This window comes from Lentihominibacter hominis, assembly GCF_014385065.1.
GTDB lineage: Bacteria > Bacillota > Clostridia > Peptostreptococcales > Anaerovoracaceae > Lentihominibacter > Lentihominibacter hominis.
Window position 1 is genome coordinate 157,716 of record NZ_JACRTA010000002.1, and the last position, 24,831, is coordinate 182,546.

Here is a 24,831-nt window from a genome sequence, read left to right on the forward strand (position 1 = left end):
CCTCTTATAGTGTACGGGTACGAGGGGGAGGTATCATTAAAATGGAAATCTTTGCAATTCTTGCCGTTGCTGCGGCAATTATTGGACTAGTTGTTGCCGTAGGATTAGCCTCATGGATAAAGAAGGCAGACGAAGGTAACGACAGAATGAAAGAGATCGCCGGTTACATAAGAGAAGGTGCCATGGCGTTTCTTTCAAGAGAGTACAAGATTATGGCTATCGTAATCATTGTGCTTGCTCTGCTCATCGGGTTTGGTCTGCAGAGTGTTACGACAGCAGTTCTTTATGTTGTAGGTGCTTTACTGTCAGTTCTGGCAGGGTATTTCGGAATGAAGGTGGCTACTCTCGGTAATGTGAGAACTGCCAATGCAGCTATGGAGTCCGGAATGAATAAGGCGCTTAAGATCGCATTCAGATCAGGTGCCGTAATGGGATTGGCTGTATCAGGGCTCGGACTTTTAGGACTTGGAGTCGTTTTATGCGTTCTTGATCTGGCAACAGTGGTAGAATGTGTAACAGGATTTGGTTTCGGAGCATCATCGATGGCTCTATTCGGAAGAGTCGGAGGCGGTATCTATACCAAGGCCGCAGACGTAGGAGCTGACCTTGTAGGTAAGGTTGAAGCAGGCATACCTGAAGACGATCCGAGAAACCCTGCTGTTATTGCCGATAATGTAGGGGATAACGTAGGTGACGTTGCCGGAATGGGTTCGGACTTATTTGAATCATATGTTGGTTCTATTATTTCAGCAGTTACTTTGGCATCAGTTGCCGCTGTAAATTCAGGCGGTCTGTTTGATGAAAGCATGGCGGCGCTGTTCCCGCTGATTCTGTCAGGCATAGGAATTCTTGCGTCGGTTATAGGAATATTTATCGTAAGAGGCAAGGAGGGATCAAACCCTGCTAACGCTCTCAACATGGGTACATATTTGGCAGGTGTAATAGTTATCATAGCGACAGTGATCCTTTCAAAGGTAATGCTGGGAAGCTTTAATTATGCTATTGCTATTATTGCAGGTCTGGTAGTGGGTATAGCTATTGGTAAGATTACTGAGATATATACTTCTGCAGATTATAAATCAGTTAAAAAAATTGCAGATCAGTCACAGACGGGTTCGGCAACTACTATAATAAGCGGTCTTGGCGTTGGTATGATGTCAACGTTATGGCCTATAATTTGTATAGCAATAGGAATATTTGTTGCATACTATACTGCGGGAATGTACGGAATCGCTCTTTCGGCGGTAGGCATGCTTTCAACAACAGGAATGACTGTAGCGGTTGATGCTTATGGTCCGGTTTCAGATAATGCCGGCGGTATAGCTGAGATGTCTGAGCTTCCTGACAATGTGAGAGAAATAACGGACAAGCTTGACTCTGTAGGAAATACTACTGCAGCTATAGGTAAAGGATTCGCTATCGGATCAGCTGCTCTTACTGCTCTGGCGCTGTTTGCATCATATGCTGCAGTGACAGATCTTGAGGCTGTTGATTTACTTGACCCTGTAGTGGTAATCGGACTGTTTATCGGAGCTATGCTTCCATTCCTGTTCTCGGCGTTCACTATGAATTCTGTGGGTAAAGCAGCTAATCAGATGATTGAAGAAGTCAGAAGACAGTTTAAGGCTGACAAGGGAATTCTTGAAGGAACCTCAAAGCCTGATTATGCTCATTGCGTTGATATTTCGACAAGAGCGGCTCTTAAGGAAATGATTGTTCCCGGACTTATGGCAGTGCTTGCTCCATTAGTTATCGGAATCGTGTTGGGACCTGCATCTCTGGGCGGTATGCTCGGAGGAGCTTTATCATCAGGTGTTCTGATGGCTCTTATGATGGCTAATGCCGGCGGAGCTTGGGACAATGCTAAGAAGTATATAGAAGAAGGCCATTACGGCGGAAAAGGTTCAGATCCGCATAAGGCTGCAGTTGTAGGAGATACTGTAGGAGATCCGTTCAAGGATACTTCAGGTCCTTCAATAAACATTCTTATCAAACTTATGACTATCGTATCATTGGTATTCGCACCTGTATTTGTACAGATCGGCGGACTTATCAATATGCTGTTCTAAACAGAAGAAAAACAACTTTCAAATCAAAAGGCCCGGAAAAATTTCCGGGCCTTTTGATTTACAGAAAATACTGTGTTAAAAGATTTTTATCTTGATATATTGAAAAAATAAAGTGATTTTTATATATTATCCATGTTCATGTAGAGGCAGATGCTCTCTTTTTCAACTTTATTTTCTTTTATAAGAAGAATAAGGAAACGGCCGTCATTTGAGAGAACATAATCATAAACGGATTTGCAGCCGGAATTTATTGTGGTGAGTTTATTTCCTTTTATATCATATGTTCCGACTTTTTCTGATAGATAGATTCTGTTGTTTCTTAAAAATGATATATGGTCGGGAAATAGGTTTTTTTCAGTATTTTCACTTACTGCGACCCATGTTCCCGTAATTTTATATTTGGAGCTTCCTGTATATAAACAATAGATTATATAAATAATAAATACTATTAATATCAGAGATACTGTTGCTTTAAATATTATTTGATAATGAATTTCAGTTTTGTTTTTTTGTTCCACAGTGACACCCTTGCTTAAAATAAAAGTTTATAGTACATAAATGACATTTAGTAGATGTCAAATTAATTGATATTCTATCATATTATTGCATTAATGACAAGCACTGAATGTCAATGTGGGGAGTCACAGAATGTACAAAAATAAAAATGGAAACAGGAATAATATATGTGGTGAGAAGATACGTGTATTGAGGACTGTACGTGGATCTAATATGTCTCAGAGAGCGCTTGCTGATAAAATGCAGCTTTTGGGAATAGATCTGGATAAAAATGCTATTCAGAGGATAGAGTCAGGCCAGAGATTCATTACTGATATAGAATTGAAAAGTTTTGCGGATTTTTTTCATATAAGTGTGGATGAATTATATAAAAACTAATTAGACTAATTTTACTTTTCAAAAACTTGGAAGCTATCTGGTGCGATATTTTTTTTATAAAAAGCAGATAATAAAAGGGAAAACAAGAGAGGAGAAAAGTGATGAAAAAGACAAGACTTTTTCTGGCAGCAATTCTTTGTGTGTCACTCTTGGCTTTTGCCGGATGCGGAAGTGATGACAATAACGGAAACACTGACGCCAGCGACGGAACCGTAACGGAGAAGAATGTCGACAGAAACGACGACAATAAATCTAAAGACGATGATTCCTTAACTGATGATATGGCAGATGGCGCAAGAGATGCTATCGATGATGTTGAAGACGGAGTTAATGATGTCAAAGACGGTATCGACGGCAATGACAGAACAGATGCTACCAAGGAAACAAATAACAAGTAAAAGTTTACAGCATAAAAGGTGGCATTGCCACCTTTTATGCTGTAAAATGAGATTAATACATATGAGAGGAACATCTGATGGGAAAACGTAAGAAAAAAAAGAGGTTATCGGGAGTACTGAGCAAACATAGAAGAGGATTCGGATTTGTCAAATGTGACAGATTTGACAGCGATATATTTATATCCGCAGATTCTATGAACGGTGCCATGAATGATGATGAAGTAGAAGTAGATCTTATTCCGGAGTATCTGTGGAGAGAATCTCCTGAGGGAATAATAACTAAAATTCTTAACAGAAAAACATCTGAAGTTGTGGGAACTTTTGAAAAGAGTAAAAAGTTTGGTTTTGTCGTCCCTGACAGTAAGAAATACAGGGAAGATATTTTTATAAGAAAAAAAGATTTTTCAGGAGCAAAAAAAGGAGATAAAGTAGTTGCTCAGATAACCAAATATCCTGATAAACATAATAATGCAGAAGGAAAAATAACAGAAATAATTAGCAGAGCCGGGCAGCCGGGCGGAGATATTAAGGCTCTTGCAAGAAGTTATGATATGAGAGAGACGTTTCCCAGTAAGGTGAATGCAGAGGCTAAGGCGGTAAAACGTAAAGGCATAACTTTTGATGAGTTGAAGAATAGAAGGGATCTCCGCAGTAAAAAGATATTTACCATAGACGGAGAAGATTCCAAGGATTTTGATGATGCTGTATCTATAGAGCTTCTCGATAACGGGAATTATCTTTTAGGAGTGCATATTGCAGATGTTGCGCATTATGTGAAGGAAGACGGACCTCTTGATAAAGAAGCCTTGAAGCGCGGAACAAGCGTGTATCTTTTGGATCAGGTGATTCCTATGCTGCCTAAAGAACTCTCTAATGGCATATGCAGTTTGAATCCTCATGAAGACAGATTGACTTTATCTGTAGATATGGAAATTACTCCTGCAGGAACGCTTGTAAGGCATGAGATATATGAAAGTATTATAAATTCAATAGAAAGACTCATATATGATGATGTGTCAGATCTTATAGAGAAAAACGACAGTAAGGTGAGCGAAAGATATGTTCATATAAAAGATGAATTGTTTATGATGCAGAATCTTGCGGTAAGGCTTTCTAAAATAAGACATGACAGAGGAAGCCTTGATTTTGATTTAGATGAGGCTTATATAACGCTTGATGAGAGCGGTATTCCTGTAAATGTGGGTATCGCGGAGCGGAGAAGCGCGAATAAAATGATAGAGGAGTTTATGCTTCTGGCAAATGAAACTGTCGCCGAACATTTTTTTTGGTTGGAAACGCCTTTTGTATATAGAGTTCATGAAAAACCCGAGGCAGATAAAATTGAACAGCTTAAGATTTTTTTAAGAGGGTTTGGCATTGTTTTGAGAGGGAATGCAGGAGGTATGTATCCTAAAGCAATAAGTTCTGTATTGGACGGTGTAAAAGGTAAAGTAAATGAACGAGTTGTTAATTCTGTTGCTCTTAGAGCTATGCAGAAAGCGTATTACAGTACTGAGTGTCAGGGCCATTTCGGTCTGGCTTTAAAATATTATTGTCATTTTACTTCACCTATAAGGCGTTATCCTGATCTTATAATACACAGAATAATAAAGAGATACCTGAAAGAAGGAATTACATCTAAAACAGCAAGGCATTACAGAAAAAAGGCTGAGTATGCGTCAGAACAGTCCTCTCTTATGGAGAGAAAGGCAGTTGATGCAGAAAGAGAGGTCGAAAAACTAAAAAAAGCGGAATATATAAGTTATCATGTGGGAGAGTTCTTTGACGGAATAATAAGCGGTGTAACTAATTTCGGAATATATGTGCAGCTTGAGAATACTGTTGAGGGACTTGTTAGAATAGATGAACTCAAAGATGATTATTATGATTATCACAAAGAAAAATACGCCCTCATAGGAAGACGTACCAATAGAGCCTACAAATTAGGCGATGAAATTTCCATTATTGTAGATTATGTTGATCTTGACAAGCGAGAAATTAATTTTTTGATTGCAGACCTCCTGTAATACTTATAGCAGAAAGTGCATCTCCTGCTTCATCTATAAAGACCGGCTTTGAGGCTATGTCACCAAGAGACAGAATTCCCACTATTTTAGAAGCTTCCACAACAGGAAGCCTTCTTATTTGGTGTGAAGAAAAAAGAAGCGCTGCATCGTGGATACTCATATCCGGTGAAACAGTAACGGGATCATTTGTCATTATATCTCGCGAGGTCATACCGTCTATCTGTTTTTCAGCGAGAACTCTAAGAACCAGATCTCTGTCTGTTACTATACCTTTAAGATGGCCTGCGTCATCACATACGGGAAGACTTCCCACATTATCTTTTCTCATATGGGAAGCGATCTGTGATATTGGCGTATTTTCACTTACACATGTAATGTTGGTACTCATAAGATCTTTGACTTTCATTTTACTGCCCTCCTATATATCTATATAGATAGGATTGCCACAATGTAAAAGAATTATCACATGAGTAAAGATGGTATTATCGGTCACGTCCCCAGAAAGTTTTGCTGAAAAGTATTATTATTGTAAAGAGTTCCAGTCTTCCTATGATCATTAATCCGCTGAGATACACTTTGAGAACCGGATGGAATGCAGAAAAATTTCCTAAAGAGGCTGTTTCGCCAAAAGCAGATCCTGTATTGGAAAGCATCGCAAGGGCAGAAGTGATAGTGGATTCCAGATCCAGACCCTGAAATGAAAGTATAAATGATGAAACCAGAAATATAACCATATATGTGCAGATAAAAGCTGATATGGAAGACACCACAGGGGCTGAAACAGGACGTTTTCCTATTTTGACAGCTACTACAGATCGGGGATGTATTCTTTTTATACATCCTCTCCAGATGAGTTTAAGCATAATGATTACTCTTACAACTTTTATGGAGCCTGAAGTGGACGAAGCACAGCCTCCGATGAACATCAGTATCATAAGTACAAGTTGACACATTGAAGGCCATGTCATATAAGGAGAGCGAGTATATCCTGCAGTAGTGCCCATACTGACTACCTGAAAAAAGGAATCACGCAGAGCAGATCCGGGACTGCTTCCGTTGACATACATGAGGCTCAATGTACAAAGAACAGTAGATACAGCCATTATAATCATGAATGCTCGCAGCTCAATATCCTTAAAGAAAAAGGAAAATTTACCGGTTATAAGATAGTGATAAAGTACAAAGTTTAGGGATGATAACACACAAAATGAGGAAATGACTATCTCTACATAAAGGCTGCTGTAATAAGCAATACCTGTAGGGTGAACCATAACACCTCCTGTGCTGATGCTGCCCATGGAATTTATGACTGCATCAAAAAAAGGCATTTTTCCGGATAGCATTAAGAGCGTTATTTCGATCAGAGTAAGTGAAATATAGGTTATATATAGTATCTTTGCCGAGTCACTCATGCGTACTGTCATTTTTCTCAGAACAGGTCCGGGGGTTTCGGCTTTCGCTATTATCTGGCCGTTTATTCCTAATGCAGGAAGAATAGAAATGACAAACAGGAGTATCCCCATACCGCCAACCCAGTTGGAGATGGCTTTCCATAAAAGCATTCCTCCGGAGAGAAGCTTTCCGGAAACAGCCGTGCATCCTGTTGTAGTAAAACCTGATGTAGCTTCAAAGAATGCATCTACATAATTATCTGTAAAACCTGAGAGATAGTAGGGGAAAGCGCCTATCAGAGAAGCAAGTATCCAGCATGCAGCAACGACTATATATCCTTCACGGGCTCTGAATTTGATTTTATGGGATTTTATTAGAACTGCTGTCAGAGTACCGAATATTATTGAGCAGGGAGAACATATTCTAAATGCATGTGATGCGCTTATATCTCCTGTCTGCTCGGAATATATCCATGGTATCACCATAGATATACCGAGAATAAGAATTATTATCCCTAAGATTTTCACTATAGCTTTATAATTCAGATTTGGGGTATACATTTTAAAAATCTCCTAACGGTCGGGGTTCCAGAATCTTGGAGTCAGAATGATAAACAGAGTATAAAGTTCCAGTCTTCCTGCCAGCATATATATCGAAAGCAAATATTTTGAAAGAGGGGACAGAACCCCGAAGTTCTGAACAGGCCCCACCATACTGAATCCCGGACCTGTATTTCCTATACAGGTTATGACAGATGAGAAACAAGTCATCATATCAGCATTTTCCAGTGAAATGACAAAGGCCCCGGCAAATATCATTACAATATACAAAAATAAGTGATTTACGATTGCCGATACAGTATCACTCGGCATATTTTTACCGTTAAGTTTTATCGATTCGACAATATTAGGGTGAAGTCTTGTGGATATACCTCTTTTTATCAGTTTCAATACTACAAGTATTCTTATAACCTTGATACCGCCTCCGGTAGATGATGAACAGCCGCCGATAAACATAAGCAGAAGAAGGATCATCTGGCATACTATAGGCCATGTTTCGTAATCTGCTGTGATGAATCCTGTTGTTGTAAGTATGGAAGATACTTGGAATACAGAATCGCTGAAGGCAAGCTTTACAGAATCATATTGGCCGCTTGCCAGCAGACAGATAAAGATAAATACAGAAGAAAATACAAATATAAGTAAATATAGTTTAAATTCGGAATCTCTTGTAAAAGCTTTTATACCTTGCTTGATGGAATGATAATACAGGTTGAAATTCACTCCGCATAAAAACATAAAAACTGTGATAACCATACGTATGTATGTACTGTCGAAGTGACCGACGCTGTCGGAGTAATTAGACAGACCGCCTGTGCCGACAGATCCGAAAGAATTTATCAGAGCATCGTATAAGCTCATTCCTCCAAACATGAGAAGTATTGTTTCCAAGACTGTAAAAAAAAGATAAATAGTATAAAGTGTTTTGGCAGTATCAGACATTTTTGGCGTAACTTTATCCAAAGAAGGCCCGGGCGCCTCGGAAACCGCGATGTTCTGGCCGCTTATTCCCAGAGACGGCATAAGCGCTATTGCAAAGATTAGTATTCCCATACCGCCTATCCAGTGAGTAAAGGATCTCCAGAACAATATACCTTTAGGAAGCAATTCCGGTTTTGCCAGAACTGTTGAACCGGTAGTGGAAAAACCTGAACATGATTCAAAAAAGGCATCGGCAAAATGTGGGATACTGTCTGTTGCAATAAAAGGGATAGAACCTAATATGGCAGATATGAACCAGCATAATGTGACTATTAAAAATCCATCTCTGACTTTGAGCTGCTGAGTTTGTTTTTGACACAGTCTCATGAGAAGCATACCAATAAGACTTGCTATCAGCATTATGAGAAGGAATGGTATATATATGGATGAATCATCATATATAAAGGAAACAATAACTGACGGAAGCATCGAAAGGCCGACTACAGCCAGTACGATGCCGATTATTCTTAGTATTGAACTGAGACTTAGATTCATAAATTCACCTGTTTACCTTTTGAGAAATCCCAGCTTTCCTGTATCTTTCAGGAGTGTTTCTGTGATAGCTCTGTCTCTCAAAAGGCTGAGAAGAATAATCCTGTCATCTTCGTGGATTTCAGTATCACCATTGGGGATTATAACGTCACTGCCTCTGTGTATGGCAGCTATTATGATACCTTCATGAAGTTCAAGCTCGCAGATAGGGGTATCGAGTATACTCATATGGGGAGTAGCGATGATTTCCATAAGTTCGGCCTGACCTTCGATGAGATGAGAGGACAGTATCTTTTGTGAACCGAGAACAAAGTGGAGTATATTACTGGTAGTTATGTCAAGAGGATTGAGAGCCATGTCTATGCCCATGCGGGAAATTATCTCGGCGTAGCTTGTCCTGCTGACCTTGGCAATAACGTCTTCAATACCATGTTGCTTTGCTGTCAAGGCGAGAAGAAGATTATCTTCATCGAATCCCGTAACAGTTACTACTGCATCCATCATATCCAGATTTTCCTCTTCAAGGAGGGTAAGGTCTGTAGCATCTCCGTGAAGTATCATAACATCTTCAAGGTGAGTCGAAAGATAATGACATCGTTTTTTGTTCATCTCTATGATTTTTACAGCAGCTCCGAATTCGGACAGCATCTCAGCGAGATAAAAGCCTGTTTTCCCTCCTCCTATTATCATAACTTTTTGCAGATCAGTATATTTACCTCTTTCATGTACTTTGGCATTGAGAGACAGTATGGGAGCTTTTTCTCCTATAACATAAACGAAATCTTCGTCTTCTATGACCTCATCTCCATGAGGTATAATGACTTTGCCGTTTTTCGATATAGCGACTACAAGCATATTGGGTAGTATTTTAGGTATCTCTCTCATGGATTTTCCAATCAGCCGAGGGTATCTGTCTACGGAAAATTCTACGAGAGAAACTTTCCCGGATGAGAATATACCGTTACTGAGAGTATATTTTTCTGCAAGGTATTTATAGATCTCAACCGTTATACCTTGATCAGGGTTAACAATATGATCTATTCCCATGGATTCTTTGATAAAATTAATCTGCTGCATGTGTTCGGGGTCTCTTATTCTTGCTACTACTTTGCTGCAGCCCAGACGTTTTGCGAATGAAGCTATTACTATATTTGCTTCATCGTTGCCTGTAGTTGTAATGAGGAAATCGTATGAATCAATATCCAGTTGTTTTAATATTTTTATTTCCTTGGCGTTTCCGTTTATGGTCATGACATCTATTTGAGAACTGATTTTCTGTAAGAGATTCTCATCAGTATCTACGATGGTGACCGAATGATCGCCGCCAAGCAATGCTTTTGCTACACTCATTCCAAGCTTGCCGGCGCCGACTATTACTATTTTCATAACTTCTCCTCTGTATCTATCCATATATAATCAAACATAATAATTTTACCACTTCTTATGCGGATTTCAACATCTAATTGCAAGAAGCCTGCAAATGCATTAAAATATTATAGAAAATATCGGAATGAGGTGAAGGGAAAAATGAAGATAAAGAGGTTTATATGCGGGATGCTGGAGAGCAATGGATATGTGATATATCAGCAAGACGGAGCGGATTGCTATGTAATAGACCCTGGATATGGTCCAAATGTATTTAAGGACTTCATAAAAGAACATTCTCTTTATTTAAAGGGAATACTTCTGACGCATTATCATTATGATCATGTAGGGGCGGTACAGAAACTCAAAGATTTTTTTGATTGTCCAGTATATATGCATCGATATGATTGTGACCTATATAAAAAAGATGTGGACGTATATCTGGAAGATGGCGATATCATATACCTTGATGGGGAAGCCATCAGAGTGATAAATACTCCGGGACATACGAAAGGCAGTGTATGTTTTTTCAGTGAAAGGAGTAAGCTGGCTTTTACAGGGGACACTGTTTTTAATGTAGATCTTGGCAGGACAGATCTTGAGAGTGGGTCGGAAGCGGATATGCGAAAGAGCATACATGATATTGTTGATACATGGGGAAATGATATTATGATATATCCGGGACACGGGGATGGCTGTACTATGAAAACAGTAAGGAAGATAAACAGAGAATTCATTGATATAGTGAATGAGAGGTAATTAAATGGCTGTAAAACTGATAGCTCTTGATATGGATGGAACAACGCTCAATGATGATGGGATAATAAGCAGGCGAAACAGGGAGGCTTTGAACAGAGCAGCGAGAAAAGGTGTGAATATAGTGGTGGCTACAGGGCGTCCTCGTTCCGCCCTTCCAAAAGATGTTTTTGAGATGTCGGCTATAAGATACGCGCTCACATCTAATGGAGCGAGGATAACGGATCTCATCGAAGAAAAATCGATTTATGAGAACTGCATGTCATCGCTGGCTGCAGAAAGCGCTGTCAGACTTCTGCAGGAGTATCACTATGTTATAGAATGTTTTATAGATGGAGTGGCCTATATAGAAAAAGAGTATTATGAAAAAGTGAAAAAATCGGGGAAGAGTTTCCGCAGCGTCAGTTATATTCTGAACACCAGAAATCCGGTTGAAGATATATATAGTTTTATTTTGGAACATAAGAATTCTATAGAGAATATAAATGTAAATTTTGAGGATACGTCAGAAAAGCCGGCGATGAGAGAAAAGCTGATGACTATTCCGCAGGCTACTATAACCAGTTCTTTTAATCATAATCTTGAGATAGGGGGTGCTACTACCAGTAAAGCAGAAGCTTTGAAACATATGTGCAGGATGATGGGAATAGATCAGAAGGAAATGATGGCTGTAGGAGACAGCCCTAATGATATAGCGATGCTGAAAGCTTCAGGGCTTCCGGTGGCTGTGGGAAATGCCAAAGATGAAGTTAAAGCCGTGGCAAAGTATATAGCTCCGACAAATCATATGGACGGAGTGGCAGATGCTGTAGAAAAATTCGTGCTGAAAGAATAAACATCGCTGTTAAAGAAGAATTACTTATGAAAAGGATCCGTAGACAGATCCTTTTTTTGTTGCACAGATAATATTCATAATAAATACAAAACTTGTCCTTAAACATAATAAATGTCTTTTAATATCAGCATTTTTTATTATATAGGATAAAAATATATGGATAAATTTGTAAAAAATGTGTTGACACAAAACAAATGGCATACTATCATATATGTAAAAATATGGAAAAAGGAGGAGCCTATGAACAATCTGGAACTTGGACGGGCAGGGGAGGAAGCTGCGGCAAAAATTTTGGAATCGGGAGGATATAAAATCCTAGATCGTAATTACAGATGTACTTCGGGAGAAATAGATATTGTAGCTGAAAGAGATTTAGAAATAAGTTTCATAGAGGTTAAAACAAGAAGAAATTACAGATATGGAAGACCATGTGAAGCTGTAAATCAGATAAAAAAGAAGCATATAAGAAATGCTGCTATTTCTTATTTAAAGGAGAAAAACAACGGAAGAATTTTTTACAGAAAAATAAATTTTGATATTATGGAAATCGTAGTAGAACATATGAAGAATGTGTTCTGATGAAAATAAAGGGGTGAGAAGGGATGCTTTCCAAGATAAGGACAGCAACGCTCAAAGGGATAGATGGCTGTGTGGTAACTGTAGAAGCTGATATACACAGAGGTCTTCCTCTATTGACGGTAGTAGGCCTTGCTGACGTTACAATAAAGGAGGCCTGTAAACGTATCAAACCGGCTATAATAAATTCAGGATATAGTTTTCCTAATGAAAGAGTGACGGTTAATCTGTCGCCTGCAGGAAAAAGAAAGGAAGGAAGTCATTTTGATTTGCCCATCGCTGTGGCAATAATATCTTTGCAGCATGGAGGTATTGATATACGTGATACCGCTCTGATGGGGGAGGTATCACTGGATGGAAAAATAAATCCTGTAAACGGGATCTTACCACTTGCTTTGAGTGTGAGAAAAGCAGGAATTAAAAATATAATTCTTCCGCTCAAAAATGCTCAAGAGGCATCGGTTTTAAAAGATATGAATGTATTTCCTGTTACAGATCTGTGTCAGGTTACAGATCATATTTTCGGAATAGAGAAAATAAAGGTATATAGATGTAATGAAATATCCGGAAATAAAAATGAGAACAGAGATTTTTCTCAGGTTATAGGGCAGGAAACTGCCAAAAGGGCGGTGACTATCGGAGCTGCCGGAAATCATGGAATATTGATGATAGGAAGCCCTGGGTGTGGGAAAACTATGATAGCTAAACGTATACCTACGATAATGCCGGAACTCACATATGAAGAAAAACTTGAGATCACAGGGATATACAGTGTTGCAGGGCTTCTGAAACAAGGTCAGGCCATAGTAAGTGAGAGGCCCTTCAGAGATCCACATCATACGACTTCAAAAGCGGCATTGATAGGTGGAGGAAAGAAGCCTCGGCCGGGAGAATTATCTCTGGCTCACAGAGGAGTGCTTTTTTTGGACGAATTAGGAGAATTTGAAAGCAGTGTTATAGATACCATGAGGCAGCCCGTAGAAGATGGCTTTATAAGGATAAAGCGTCAATCTGATGAGGTGATATTTCCCTCAAAAGTAATGATAGTAGCTGCCGCCAATCCATGCAGATGCGGCAATTTATGGGATGAGAAAAAAGTTTGTACATGCACAGACAGACAGCTTGATAATTATATGAAAAAACTTTACGGACCTTTTTCCGATAGGATAGATATGCATATAAAAATGAGTCCTGTTGAAGGAAGTGAGATAATAAACGCAGGAAGGGCAGTACGTGTGATGTCATCAAATCAAATGAGAAAAAAAGTAAATGATGCGGTGGCTTTGCAGCGTGAAAGGTATCGAAATACAGTGTATGAAAATAACGGGAGTCTGGATGAGCGAGGTATAAAACAATTTTGTATGCCTGACACAAATGGTTTGAAATTGATGTCGGAAGCCTATGAGAAAATGGGGATATCTATGAGAGCTTACGGCAAACTTTTGAAAATATCCAGAACCATAGCAGATCTTCAACAGGACAGAGAAATAAGAGAAGAACATGTGGCTGAAGCATTGATGTACAGAATATCTTCCGTAAGAAATCAGGGTATCCGAAGGTTTTGAAATATTAGGGAGGTTGGAATATGAAAAGCAGTATAAAAAATATAGAAAGAATAACGCCGGGTATGCATCAATATCCTCAGCTTTTGAAAGAAATATGCGATTATCCTAAAGAGCTTTTTTGCAGAGGAGATATTTCTCTGCTGAAAAAGAGGTGTGTAGCAGTGGTGGGTTCCAGGAATACTACCGTATATGGAAGGAGTACAGCTGTCAAATTTTCCGGGCAGCTGTCAAGGGCCGGACTTGCTGTCGTAAGTGGTATGGCAAAAGGTATAGATACTTGCGCTCATAGGGGAGCGCTTGATGTTGGAGGAAAGACAATAGCAGTCTTGGGCTGTGGTATAAATGTATGCTATCCCAAATCAAATCTTGAATTGAAGAATGATATAGAAGAAAAAGGTCTCGTGATATCTGAATATTCTCCGGATACAGTTCCGCAGAGATACTTTTTTCCACAGAGGAACAGAATAATAAGCGGTCTTTGTGAGGTGACGATAGTGGTTCAGGCAGGAAACAGCAGCGGAGCTCTTATTACAGCAGAGTGTTCTGCGGATCAGGGACGTGATGTTTGTGCTGTCCCGGGGAATGTGGACAGTCAATATAATATGGGAAGCAATAAATTGATAAAAGAGGGCGCAATACCTGTGCTGAGTCCCGGCGATGTCTTTGAGCTGCTCGGAGTAAATACGGAAGATGACAAAGAAACAGAAGAAATATTGGGGAGCACGGAGAGATGTATTTATTCTGCGTTGAAAAAACATGGAGAATTAAGACTTGATCAGCTTTGTGAGATCTTGTCAAAACCACCTTCATACATTGCGGGAATTGTAACTGTAATGGAAATGAAGGGCTTTGTTTTTTCGAATCTTGGAAAAATTTTTATTGCAAAAGGATAAAAATATACATATAATCAAATACTAGAAGCTAAACTTAGGTAAAAAGGAGGGGTCTTCATGGCTGCAGCAAAAAAAATACTGGTAATTGTCGAGTCACCATCGAAGGCTAAGACAATAGGGAAATTTTTAGGGGGACGTTATAAAGTCATTGCTTCGGTGGGACATGTGCGTGATCTGCCTAAAAGTAAGCTGGGCATAGATATAGAGAATGATTTTGAACCCCAATACATATCGATAAGAGGTAAAGGGGATATAATAAAAGAATTAAAGAAAGAAGCCAAGAATGCATCTAAAGTCTATCTTGCAACTGACCCGGACAGAGAAGGAGAAGCTATATCTTGGCATTTGGCGTTTTTGCTGGGAATAGATGCAGCAACGCCTTGCAGAATTGTGTTTAATGAAATAACCGAAAAAGCAATTAAGGATGCGATAAAGAAGCCGAGACCTATAGATCTGAGTCTTGTAGATGCGCAGCAGGCCAGAAGGGTGCTCGACAGATTGGTAGGATATCAAATAAGTCCTCTTTTATGGAGAAAGATACGACGAGGCTTGAGCGCCGGACGTGTACAATCCGCAGCGTTAAAGATAATTTGTGACAGAGAAAATGAGATAAAAAAATTTAAGCCTCAGGAATTTTGGACTATTACAGCTGAGTTTGAAAAGGAGAAAAATTTTATAGCAAAACTCGTAGAGTTTAAAGGAAAAAAGCTTTTAATTGAGAACAAAGTTCATAACGATGAGATATTGGCAGTTCTTAAACAGGGAAAATATATAGTAAAGGATCTTGAAGAAAAAGATAGGATGAGAAGAGCTGCTGCTCCGTTTACAACCAGCAGCCTTCAGCAGGATGCTGCCAATAAACTTAATTTTTCAACTAAAAAGACCATGATGATAGCACAGCAGCTTTATGAAGGTGTTGAAGTAAAAGGCAGAGGAACCATAGGCCTTGTATCGTATATCAGAACGGATTCGGTGAGAATATCGGATGAAGCAAGGGCTGCATCCAGAGAATTTATCATAAATTCTCTGGGAGAAAAGTATTACGGAGGTAATATATATAAAAATAAAAAAAAGGATGTTCAGGATGCTCATGAGGCTATAAGACCAAGTTATGTAGAACTTGAGCCGGAAATCATAAAAGATTCTTTGAGTAAGGATCAGTTCAAGCTGTACAGCCTTATATGGAACAGGTTCGTCGCCAGCCAGATGGCGCCTGCTAAATTCAAATCTGTAAATGCTGTCATAGAGAACGGTGAGTATGACTTTAAAGCAGTCGGTTCAAAAATGCTCTTTGACGGATTTCTTAAAATTTACTCATCTGCAAAAGATGATGAAGAGGACAGGCTTCTTCCTGACATGTCAAAGGGGGAAGAGTTAAAAGCTGTAAATGTGGAAGGTCAGCAGAATTTCACACAACCTCCGGCAAGATTTACAGAAGCCAGTCTTGTTAAAGATCTTGAAGAAAAAGATATAGGTCGTCCCAGCACATATGCTCCTATCGTGGCGACTCTCATAGATAGAAAATATATTTCAAAAGAAAAAAAATCATTGATTCCTACAGAGCTTGGGTTTATAGTAACTGATATGATGGAGCAATATTTCAAAGAGATAGTAGACACAGGTTTTACAGCTCAAATGGAAGAAAATCTCGATGATATAGAAACAAAGGGTGTCAGATGGAAATCTGTAATTGAAGGATTTTATGATACTCTCAAAGATGAGCTTCAGATTGCTGATGAACAGATTGAAAAGGTTGAGTTCAAAGAGGAACCGACAGGTGAGCTTTGTGAAAAATGCGGCAAACCTATGGTTATCAAACATGGACGCTTTGGAGCATTTGCGGCATGTACAGGATATCCGGAATGTAAGAATACAAAGCCGATCGTTCAATCTATCGATGTCAAATGTCCCGAATGCGGCAAAGATATAGTTGCCAGAAAAAGTAAAAGAGGAAGACTTTTCTATGGGTGTAGCGGGTATCCTGAGTGTACTCAGGTTTTTTGGAATAAGCCGGTAGATAAGAAATGTCCGAAATGTGGCTCGCTTCTTGTGGAGAAAAAAAGTAAAGATAGCAAATATGCTTGTTCTAACAGTGAGTGTGATTACAAAGAATAAAGGCATCAGAGTCCTGTTATGAATTATGAAAAAGGAGGTAAATATGGTACAATTTCATGCAACAACAATTGTGGCAGTAAAGAGAGGACCTGACGATATCTGCATAGGCGGAGACGGACAGGTGACAATGGGAGAAACCGCCATTATGAAAAATGGCGCGAAAAAAGTAAAAAAAATATATAAGAATACTGTAGTTACGGGCTTTGCGGGGTCTGTAGCTGATGCTTTTTCGCTTACAGAAAAGTTTGAGAGCAAACTGGATGAGCACGGAGGAAATTTAAAGAGAGCTGCGGTGGCTCTGGCTCAGCTTTGGCGTTCGGATAAAGCCATGAGAAATTTGGAAGCACTGATGATAGTGGCTGATAAAGAAGATATGCTGGTGCTTTCCGGGACGGGAGAAGTTATTGAACCTGATCAGCCGTTTGTAGCTATAGGTTCGGGAGGTAATTATGCATATTCAGCCGCTAATGCACTTTACAACAACACAGATTTGGGTGCGGAAGAAATTGTGAGAAAATCATTGGAGATAGCGGCGTCCATATGTGTATACACCAATGATCATATTTCTGTAGAAAAATTATAGGAGGTGAAGTATGGCCAATAAACTTTATCAGATGACGCCTAAAGAAATAGTAGGCGAACTGGATAAATATATAATAGGGCAAGATGAAGCAAAAAAATCTGTAGCCATCGCTTTGAGAAACAGATACAGAAGAAGCTTGCTTTCAGAAGAGATGCGGGAGGAAATAACCCCTAAGAATATTTTGATGATGGGGCCTACAGGATGCGGTAAAACAGAGATAGCCAGAAGGCTTGCGAAACTCATGGATGCACCATTTGTCAAAGTGGAAGCGACTAAATTTACTGAAGTGGGCTATGTGGGACGAGATGTGGATTCGATGGTCAGAGATCTGGTTGAAGCATCTGTCAGAATTACGAAACAGGCCATGTTGGAAGAAAAATATTCTGTTGCCGATGAGATAGTAGAAGAAAAAATCATAGAAGCGATAATACCCGGCAAGAAGAAATCCGCTTCCAATAATCAAAACAGAGGACCATTTGATTTTATATTGGGAAATACAGGGTATCTTACTCAGAAAGAACAGTATGAACAGCAGAAACAGGCAAGCGATGAAAAAGATCAACAGCCTGATATGCTGGCAAGAGAGCAGGTTAGACAGCAGCTTAGGGAAGGGCTGCTGGAAGAGCAGTATATAGAGATACAAGTAACTGATGCTCCTAAGACAAACTCATTAGATATGGGAAATGAAGGTATGAGCATAGCCATCGGAAATATTTTCGGTGATATGGCGCCTAAAAAGATGAAAAATAAAAAAGTGAAAGTCAAAGATGCGAGAAAGATCTTAAGAGAGGAAGAGGCCCAAAATCTCATAGATATGGATCAGGTGACGGATGATGCATTGCAGAATGCAGAACAGAACGGGATAATTTTTATAGATGAGATCGATAAGATAGCCTCCGGATCCAGTTACAGAAGCGGAGCAGATGTTTCCAGAGAGGGCGTTCAAAGAGACATTCTTCCTATAGTTGAAGGAAGTGTGATAAACACTAAACATGGACCGGTAAAAACAGATCACATACTATTTATAGGCGCAGGTGCATTTCATACGGCGAAGCCTACAGATTTGATACCTGAACTTCAGGGGCGTTTTCCTATAAGAGTGGAACTTGAGAATCTTGATAAAGATACTTTTGTCAAGATACTGACAGTTCCTGAAAACGCACTTCTAAAACAACATAAAGCATTACTTGAGACTGAAGGCATAGAAATAGAATTTACAGAAGAGGCTATTGATGAGATTGCCACCATGGCATTTTTAATGAATGAGCAGACAGAAAATATAGGAGCAAGAAGACTGCATACTATATTGGAGAAACTGCTGGAAGATATATCCTTTAATATTCCGGACATGGATGAAGAAAAGATCACGATAGACCAGCAATATGTAAAAGAAAAATTTGCTGAGAAGATACATCCGGATGATATAGATAAATATATACTGTAATCATTTTGTTTATGGTTAAACTCCATAGAAATCCGCGAACTTTCAGATGGCTATGGAGTTTCGTTATGTTGGTGCGATAACGATATAAGCAAGAAAAGTTGTAGAAAAACAGCAGGTTTGTGTTAGTTGTGTGAAAATACAATACTTTTTTGAAAAATCAAAAAAATCGTTGCTTTATTGAGGGAAAATATATATAATACTATTAAATATGTAAAAAAATTCAAATCTAAACAGATGAGGTAATAAAATGAGCGATATTTTAAAGAAAATAAGAAGATTGAATTGGATGCTACAGGAAAGCCCTACAGGAGCGTTTTCATTCGACGAAATGTGCAGACTTATGAGTGAATTTATGGATGCCAACGTTTATATAACAAACAGAAACGGCAAAGTTATCGGCGTGGGCTATAAAATCAAATCTGACAGTGTTGTAATGACTGATACGGAAAAAGGAACAAAAGTATTTCCGGAAGAATATAATGAAGAACTGATGAGAGTCAGAGAGACTACTGCCAATTTGTCTGGCGAAGAAGCTCTTAAAATCTTCAAATATGATTATGACACATCGGACAAGCTGCACACTATAATCCCTATTCTGGGAGGCGGCAAGAGATGGGGAACGTTGGTTCTTACCAGATATTCACCTTCGTTTTCGGAGGAGGATCTTGTCATAGGAGAATATGGCGCTACGGTTGTAGGTATGGAGATACAGAGAAAGAAATCTCTTGAAAGAGAAGAAGAAAGAGAAATCGCAATGGTACAGATGGCTATAGGGACTCTTTCCTATTCGGAAATCGAAGCTGTTCAACAGATTTTTGCTGAACTTGATGGAGATGAAGGACTGCTGGTTGCAAGTAAGATTGCGGACAGATCAGGAATAACGAGATCTGTTATAGTTAATGCTTTAAGAAAACTTGAAAGCGCCGGCGTAGTGGAATCAAGATCTTTGGGAATGAAGGGTACGAGAATCAAAATTACTAATTCCAAATTTAAAGATGAACTGAATAAAATGACTATATAAGAATAAAAGATAACAAAAACTCTTGTTTTGCATATTATGTAAAGCAGGAGTTTTTTTATATTTGGTTAAGTATTTCATTCTTCTGTATTGGAGGAGATTATGGCCAGAAAAAGATTCAAAAAAAGACGCAGCATCTGGAAAGGCGCGTCTATAGGAATGATTATTACAGCATTCATCTGTATTGGGGTGTTTATATGGATTAAAACTGTAGTGGAGCCTAATTTGGAAGAGGTTTCTAAGATGAGAGCAGAAGTTCTCGTTTCAAGAGCCGTTAATAAAGCTCTTACAGAGCAGTTTCAAAAAGAAGGAGGACAGGATGAGCTGTTCATAGTTAAAAAGAATGAAGAAGGAAAAACTGAGATGGTTCAGGCAGATTCCATGGCTATAAATGTGCTGATGACACAGCTTACTGCTAATCTGCAAAAGTCTTTTAAGAGTATGGATGAAGAACCTCTCGAAGTACCGATAGGTACGCTTATCGGAAGTAAACTGTTTTCGCAGACGGGACCATCTATGGACCTCAAAGTGGTTCCCACAAGTGTACTGTCAACTGATTTTAAAACGGAATTTGAATCTAAAGCCATAAATCAGACAAAATATAAGATATACATAATTCTTAAATGCAGGGTAAAAGTGATGGCGCCGTTTTGTTCAAGTACGTTTAATACATCCAGTACTATACTCCTTGCAGAGACTGTGATACTGGGAGAAGTTCCTGATAGTTTCGTACAGGTGCCTAAAGAAGATATTTTAGATGTAACATAAACAAAAGTATGGTAATATAATGTCATGCTTAGATTTAATGATAGTAACGAAATAATTACAGAAGAATATAAAGCCATACTGGTGGGGATACAGATTGAAGAAGATGTTTCCTATTCAATGGATGAGCTGGAAGGACTTGCAGAAGCAGACTCTATAGAAGTATCCGGCCGTATCATACAGTCTCTGGAAAAACCAAACACTGCCACACTGATAGGTAAGGGCAAGGTTGAGGAGCTTGCGCAGATGTGTTCCAATATGGAGATAGATATGGTAATATTTAATGAGGAACTTTCCGGAGTGCAAATGAGGAATCTTGAAGATTCTATCGGTGTCAGAGTGATAGACAGGACTATTCTGATTCTCGATATATTTGCCGACCGGGCGATATCTAAAGAAGGAAAACTACAGATAGAGCTTGCGCAACTTCAATATAGGATGCCAAGACTTACGGGATTCGGTAAATCATTATCCCGTCTTGGAGGAGGGATCGGGACAAGAGGTCCCGGTGAAAAAAAGCTGGAGACCGACAGACGTCATATATCTAAGAGGATTGATGATATAAAAGCTGAGCTTAAGAAAGCTGCAAAAAACAGACAGACGCAGAGATCAGGGCGGGAAAAGTCACATATACCCGTTGTTGCTCTGGTGGGATACACAAATTCCGGAAAATCGGCAGTTATGAATAAGCTTCTTGCTATGACTGATAAGGAAGAAAAAACAGTTTCATCACAGAACATGCTTTTTGCCACACTGGATCCTCAGCACAGAAAGATTTCCGTTGAAAACGGGAGTGAATTTATTCTGATAGATACTGTGGGTTTTGTAAGTAAACTTCCTCATAGTCTGGTAGAAGCCTTTAAATCTACCCTTGAAGAGGTCAAATACGCGGATCTTCTCATACATGTGGTGGATAGTTCTTATGATAACAGAGATTTTCAGATAGAGGTTACGGATAAGGTTATAGATCAACTGGGGGCCGGCAGTAAAAGAAAGCTTATGGCATACAATAAAATAGATATTGCTGAGGAACTTCCCCTGGATGTCAGCGGCCATGATGCAGTATATATTTCAGCAAAAACAGGAGAAAATATGGAGCTGCTGCTTTCTTCCGTAAAAGAGAAGATCTTCGGGAAGCGGATTCATGCTGTGCTGTTAATTCCGTATGACAGAGGTGCAGTCACATCATATTTGTGTGAAAATGCAGAGATTATATCTATGGAATATGAAGCTGAGGGAACATTAATTGAAGGAAGATTTGACCGTAATGATTATGAAAAATATAAAAGTTTTACAAAAGATGGAGAAAAGTAACCATGGAGCTTTATAAAACAGTCCGAGCGGAAGCAGAGGCAGAGCAGATAATAGAAAAATCAAGATTTATAGCTCATGTAAAGCCTGTTGTTTCAAAAGAAGATGGCGATGAATTTATTGATTTGATCAGAAAACAATATAAAGATGCTACCCATAACGTACCTGCCATGGTGATAGGAGATAAGTTTCAGATACAATGGGCCAGTGATGACGGGGAGCCTCAGGGGACGTCAGGAGCGCCTATTGTTCAGATGCTGGTCAAAGAGGGGATTACTGATATTGCCGTAGTGGTTACTAGGTATTTCGGCGGGATAAAGCTGGGAACAGGCGGGCTGGTAAGAGCGTATACCAGCAGCGCTAAGCTTGGCTTGGAAGCGGCGGGTGTATGCCGAGTGTGCGAGATTTGCTTCATGAAGGTAAAAACGGATTACACGTTTCTTGCGAAAATACAGAATTTATCTGTTGATAGAATAGATGACAGAGAGGGTTTTATGGTAGGTAAAATACAATATAGCGATAAGATCATTATTGATATAATGGCTTTACCGGAATACAGGAATAATGTTGTGCTTCTTCTGTCAAATATGACATCCGGAACGGCAGAAATATTGGATGAAAAAATAATTAAAGAAAAAATTTAAAAAAATGTTGACATATTAGAGAACATACTGTATAGTAAGTAAATGTGTCGAGCAAGACATTTAAAGGGTGTGGGCGCTTAGCTCAGCTGGGAGAGCACCTGCCTTACAAGCAGGGGGTCATAGGTTCGAGCCCTATAGCGCCCACCAAATAATCTGTCGCTGCTGATGAAGTAAGCAGTAAACGCAAAGACGATGCGGTCCGGTAGTTCAGTTGGTTAGAATGCCAGCCTGTCACGCTGGAGGTCGACGGTTCGAGCCCGTTCCGGATCGCCAATTTTAAAAAATTGTATATAATATGCTGGCGTGGCTCAACGGTAGAGCAGCTGATTTGTAATCAGCAGGTTGGGGGTTCGATTCCCTCCGCCAGCTCCAACTTTTAAACAGAATAAAGCTGTAAAAAAGACTGGACATTTACCAGAAATATGATATAATAGCAAAGCAGACTTTATCGAGGGATTCCCGAGTGGCCAAAGGGGGCGGACTGTAAATCCGTTAGCTGAGCTTTCGGTGGTTCGAATCCACCTCCCTCGACCAATATATGCGGAAGTGGCTCAGGGGTAGAGCATCGCCTTGCCAAGGCGAGGGTCGCGAGTTCGAATCTCGTCTTCCGCTCCAATTTTGCGGATGTAGTTCAATGGTAGAACCTCAGCCTTCCAAGCTGATGGCGTGAGTTCGATTCTCATCATCCGCTCCAATTTTTTAAGGGCTCATAGCTCAGCTGGATAGAGCAACGGCCTTCTAAGCCGTGTGTCCGGGGTTCGAATCCCTGTGGGCTCGCCATTTTTTTAAGATGGGGTATAGCCAAGTCGGTAAGGCAACGGACTTTGACTCCGTCATGCGTAGGTTCGAGTCCTGCTACCCCAGCCAACATGACCCATTAGCTCAGTCGGCAGAGCACTTGACTTTTAATCAAGGTGTCCGGAGTTCGAATCTCCGATGGGTCACCATTACATAGGCATGGGGTCATCTGGAAAATAGGAACACGGACTTACCATAGAAAGCATGAGGAGAGGTGTCCGAGTGGTTTAAGGAGCTGGTCTTGAAAACCAGTGACTCCGAAAGGGGCCGTGGGTTCGAATCCCACCCTCTCCGCCACATATGCGAAAGCTGATATTGGTGGATACCGCATGAAAAGTTAATAAGAGTTTAGTTTAGCCTGGAGAAGTACTCAAGAGGCTGAAGAGGACGGTTTGCTAAATCGTTAGGGTTCGCAAGGGCCGCATGGGTTCGAATCCCATCTTCTCCGCCATTCATTGCGAAGCGGGTTTAGTAAACGTTTCGCAGTCATAGGGGTATAGCTCAGTTGGTAGAGCAGTGGTCTCCAAAACCACGTGCCGTGGGTTCGAATCCTACTGCCCCTGCCAAATAACTAAACATATATCGGGGTGTAGCGCAGTTTGGTAGCGCAACTGGTTTGGGACCAGTGGGCCGCGGGTTCAAATCCTGCCACCCCGACCATTAATCCAACAACAGATGGGCCATTAGCTCAGTTGGTCAGAGCGTCCGGCTCATAACCGGCAGGTCCGGGGTTCAAGTCCCTGATGGCCCACCATAATATTGTATAAGTAGTTTGCCCAGATAGCTCAGTTGGTAGAGCAGGGGACTGAAAATCCCCGTGTCCTTGGTTCGATTCCGAGTCTGGGCACCACTTATTTATAAAAATAATCTCTTGCTGACTCTGTCCGAGGGATTATTTTTTTCTGACTTAATTGAAGATGTTATGGCGGCTGTTTGTTTCTGAAAAGGGGGAATAGAGATGAATCTTCTGGCTGTATTCAGCCTTGCGTTGTTGCCGGTGAAAAGTGTCAGAGAAGGAATTATGCTGGGTATGGATTTTAGACTTCCTATATGGGAAAGTTATTTGATGGTTGTGTTAGGTGTATTACTACCTGTTCCTTTTCTTCTCATTGTTTTTAATGTTATAGTACATCATTTTGGTTTAGGTGAGAAAATCGGAAGAAAACTACCTGTAAAGAAGGAGTTTATAGTGCTGATATTGACATCTGTACCTTTTCTTCCCGGTATGACATGGATAGGGGCAGCAGTAGCTGCAGTCTCAGGGGTGTCAATAAAGAAATCTCTGGCAGTAATCTGTCTCGGGGCTCTCGTGTCAACCGGGGCAGCGTTGGCGATATCGTTAGCATAGGC

The 24,831-nt window shown here is 39.9% G+C and carries 22 protein-coding genes and 15 tRNA genes; 32 read left to right on the forward strand and 5 right to left on the reverse strand.

What is annotated here, in order from left to right:
- The first annotated feature begins 41 nt into the window (after positions 1-41).
- Positions 42-2,069 carry a sodium-translocating pyrophosphatase gene (locus H8692_RS06005; RefSeq protein WP_187525242.1) on the forward strand — a complete coding sequence of 676 codons (2,028 nt, stop codon included), beginning with the start codon at positions 42-44 and terminating at the stop codon, positions 2,067-2,069.
- Positions 2,070-2,188: 119 nt separating this feature from the next.
- Here H8692_RS06005 and H8692_RS06010 read toward each other — a convergent pair whose 3' ends face one another.
- The gene (locus tag H8692_RS06010) at positions 2,189-2,587 is read right to left on the reverse strand and encodes a hypothetical protein (protein WP_187525243.1); all 399 of its coding nucleotides are present in this window, start codon (positions 2,585-2,587) and stop codon (positions 2,189-2,191) included.
- 130 nt (positions 2,588-2,717) lie between these two features.
- Between H8692_RS06010 and H8692_RS06015 the strand changes: the two genes are divergently transcribed.
- The 3 genes from H8692_RS06015 (at position 2,718) to rnr (ending at position 5,388) form a co-directional block, all read left to right on the forward strand.
- Entirely contained in the window at positions 2,718-2,963 is a 246-nt protein-coding gene (locus tag H8692_RS06015) for a helix-turn-helix domain-containing protein (protein WP_187525244.1), read from the forward strand.
- A 101-nt stretch (positions 2,964-3,064) separates the two neighbouring features.
- Positions 3,065-3,361: a hypothetical protein gene (locus tag H8692_RS06020; RefSeq protein WP_187525245.1), complete on the forward strand. Its 297-nt coding sequence runs from the start codon at positions 3,065-3,067 to the stop codon at positions 3,359-3,361.
- Between the two features lie 77 nt (positions 3,362-3,438).
- Positions 3,439-5,388, forward strand: coding sequence for a ribonuclease R (rnr, locus tag H8692_RS06025; RefSeq protein WP_187525246.1), 1,950 nt, complete (start codon positions 3,439-3,441; stop codon positions 5,386-5,388).
- Here the strand turns inward: rnr and H8692_RS06030 are convergent.
- The 4 genes from H8692_RS06030 to trkA form a co-directional block, all read right to left on the reverse strand.
- Entirely contained in the window at positions 5,360-5,794 is a 435-nt protein-coding gene (locus H8692_RS06030; RefSeq protein WP_177269194.1) for a CBS domain-containing protein, read from the reverse strand. The two genes, rnr and H8692_RS06030, sit on opposite strands and share 29 nt — an antisense overlap.
- Before the next feature lie 76 nt (positions 5,795-5,870).
- Positions 5,871-7,340 carry a TrkH family potassium uptake protein gene (locus H8692_RS06035; RefSeq protein ID WP_177269196.1) on the reverse strand — a complete coding sequence of 490 codons (1,470 nt, stop codon included), beginning with the start codon at positions 7,338-7,340 and terminating at the stop codon, positions 5,871-5,873.
- Between the two features lie 12 nt (positions 7,341-7,352).
- Entirely contained in the window at positions 7,353-8,816 is a 1,464-nt protein-coding gene (locus tag H8692_RS06040) for a TrkH family potassium uptake protein (RefSeq protein ID WP_187525247.1), read from the reverse strand.
- 12 nt (positions 8,817-8,828) lie between these two features.
- Positions 8,829-10,223 carry a Trk system potassium transporter TrkA gene (trkA, locus tag H8692_RS06045; protein ID WP_243206927.1) on the reverse strand — a complete coding sequence of 465 codons (1,395 nt, stop codon included), beginning with the start codon at positions 10,221-10,223 and terminating at the stop codon, positions 8,829-8,831.
- Between the two features lie 117 nt (positions 10,224-10,340).
- On the opposite strand from trkA, the gene H8692_RS06050 reads away from it, so the two are divergent.
- The 28 genes from H8692_RS06050 to H8692_RS06185 all read left to right on the forward strand — a co-directional run bounded on the left by H8692_RS06050 (position 10,341) and on the right by H8692_RS06185 (position 24,829).
- Entirely contained in the window at positions 10,341-10,937 is a 597-nt protein-coding gene (locus tag H8692_RS06050) for an MBL fold metallo-hydrolase (protein WP_187525248.1), read from the forward strand.
- A 4-nt stretch (positions 10,938-10,941) separates the two neighbouring features.
- Complete coding sequence (locus H8692_RS06055; protein ID WP_187525249.1) at positions 10,942-11,769, forward strand: HAD family hydrolase; 828 nt, start codon at positions 10,942-10,944, stop codon at positions 11,767-11,769.
- Positions 11,770-12,009: 240 nt separating this feature from the next.
- Positions 12,010-12,348, forward strand: a complete 339-nt coding sequence (locus tag H8692_RS06060) for a YraN family protein (RefSeq protein ID WP_177269207.1) — start codon at positions 12,010-12,012, stop codon at positions 12,346-12,348.
- 23 nt (positions 12,349-12,371) lie between these two features.
- Complete coding sequence (locus tag H8692_RS06065; protein WP_187525250.1) at positions 12,372-13,910, forward strand: YifB family Mg chelatase-like AAA ATPase; 1,539 nt, start codon at positions 12,372-12,374, stop codon at positions 13,908-13,910.
- Positions 13,911-13,930: 20 nt separating this feature from the next.
- On the forward strand, positions 13,931-14,803 hold the full coding sequence (gene dprA / locus H8692_RS06070) for a DNA-processing protein DprA (RefSeq protein WP_187525251.1): 873 nt from the start codon (positions 13,931-13,933) through the stop codon (positions 14,801-14,803).
- Between the two features lie 57 nt (positions 14,804-14,860).
- Complete coding sequence (gene topA / locus H8692_RS06075; RefSeq protein WP_177269213.1) at positions 14,861-16,918, forward strand: type I DNA topoisomerase; 2,058 nt, start codon at positions 14,861-14,863, stop codon at positions 16,916-16,918.
- Between the two features lie 43 nt (positions 16,919-16,961).
- Positions 16,962-17,501, forward strand: coding sequence for an ATP-dependent protease subunit HslV (gene hslV, locus H8692_RS06080; RefSeq protein ID WP_177269215.1), 540 nt, complete (start codon positions 16,962-16,964; stop codon positions 17,499-17,501).
- Positions 17,502-17,511: 10 nt separating this feature from the next.
- Positions 17,512-18,945 (forward strand): ATP-dependent protease ATPase subunit HslU, encoded by a 1,434-nt coding sequence (gene hslU, locus H8692_RS06085; protein WP_177269218.1) that lies wholly within the window; start codon positions 17,512-17,514, stop codon positions 18,943-18,945.
- Between the two features lie 247 nt (positions 18,946-19,192).
- Positions 19,193-19,966 (forward strand): GTP-sensing pleiotropic transcriptional regulator CodY, encoded by a 774-nt coding sequence (gene codY / locus H8692_RS06090; RefSeq protein ID WP_187525252.1) that lies wholly within the window; start codon positions 19,193-19,195, stop codon positions 19,964-19,966.
- 99 nt (positions 19,967-20,065) lie between these two features.
- Entirely contained in the window at positions 20,066-20,731 is a 666-nt protein-coding gene (gene yunB, locus H8692_RS06095; protein WP_177269222.1) for a sporulation protein YunB, read from the forward strand.
- A 24-nt stretch (positions 20,732-20,755) separates the two neighbouring features.
- The gene (hflX, locus tag H8692_RS06100) at positions 20,756-22,042 is read left to right on the forward strand and encodes a GTPase HflX (RefSeq protein ID WP_177269224.1); all 1,287 of its coding nucleotides are present in this window, start codon (positions 20,756-20,758) and stop codon (positions 22,040-22,042) included.
- A gap of 2 nt (positions 22,043-22,044) precedes the next feature.
- Entirely contained in the window at positions 22,045-22,683 is a 639-nt protein-coding gene (locus H8692_RS06105) for a YigZ family protein (RefSeq protein WP_187525253.1), read from the forward strand.
- A gap of 71 nt (positions 22,684-22,754) precedes the next feature.
- Positions 22,755-22,830: transfer RNA gene (locus H8692_RS06110), tRNA-Val, on the forward strand.
- Positions 22,831-22,879: 49 nt separating this feature from the next.
- A tRNA-Asp gene (locus H8692_RS06115) sits at positions 22,880-22,956 on the forward strand.
- A 24-nt stretch (positions 22,957-22,980) separates the two neighbouring features.
- Positions 22,981-23,055 (forward strand) — tRNA-Thr (locus H8692_RS06120).
- Positions 23,056-23,132: 77 nt separating this feature from the next.
- A tRNA-Tyr gene (locus H8692_RS06125) sits at positions 23,133-23,217 on the forward strand.
- A gap of 6 nt (positions 23,218-23,223) precedes the next feature.
- Positions 23,224-23,298, forward strand: a tRNA-Gly gene (locus H8692_RS06130).
- A gap of 5 nt (positions 23,299-23,303) precedes the next feature.
- Positions 23,304-23,377: transfer RNA gene (locus tag H8692_RS06135), tRNA-Gly, on the forward strand.
- Positions 23,378-23,386: 9 nt separating this feature from the next.
- Positions 23,387-23,463: transfer RNA gene (locus H8692_RS06140), tRNA-Arg, on the forward strand.
- An 11-nt stretch (positions 23,464-23,474) separates the two neighbouring features.
- Positions 23,475-23,550, forward strand: a tRNA-Gln gene (locus H8692_RS06145).
- A 4-nt stretch (positions 23,551-23,554) separates the two neighbouring features.
- Positions 23,555-23,630, forward strand: a tRNA-Lys gene (locus H8692_RS06150).
- 59 nt (positions 23,631-23,689) lie between these two features.
- Positions 23,690-23,778 (forward strand) — tRNA-Ser (locus H8692_RS06155).
- 63 nt (positions 23,779-23,841) lie between these two features.
- Positions 23,842-23,932: transfer RNA gene (locus H8692_RS06160), tRNA-Ser, on the forward strand.
- 39 nt (positions 23,933-23,971) lie between these two features.
- Positions 23,972-24,047 (forward strand) — tRNA-Trp (locus tag H8692_RS06165).
- 17 nt (positions 24,048-24,064) lie between these two features.
- Positions 24,065-24,141 (forward strand) — tRNA-Pro (locus H8692_RS06170).
- Positions 24,142-24,158: 17 nt separating this feature from the next.
- Positions 24,159-24,235 (forward strand) — tRNA-Ile (locus tag H8692_RS06175).
- Between the two features lie 20 nt (positions 24,236-24,255).
- Positions 24,256-24,331 (forward strand) — tRNA-Phe (locus tag H8692_RS06180).
- A gap of 108 nt (positions 24,332-24,439) precedes the next feature.
- Positions 24,440-24,829, forward strand: coding sequence for a small multi-drug export protein (locus H8692_RS06185; protein WP_187525254.1), 390 nt, complete (start codon positions 24,440-24,442; stop codon positions 24,827-24,829).
- Positions 24,830-24,831: the final 2 nt, after the last annotated feature.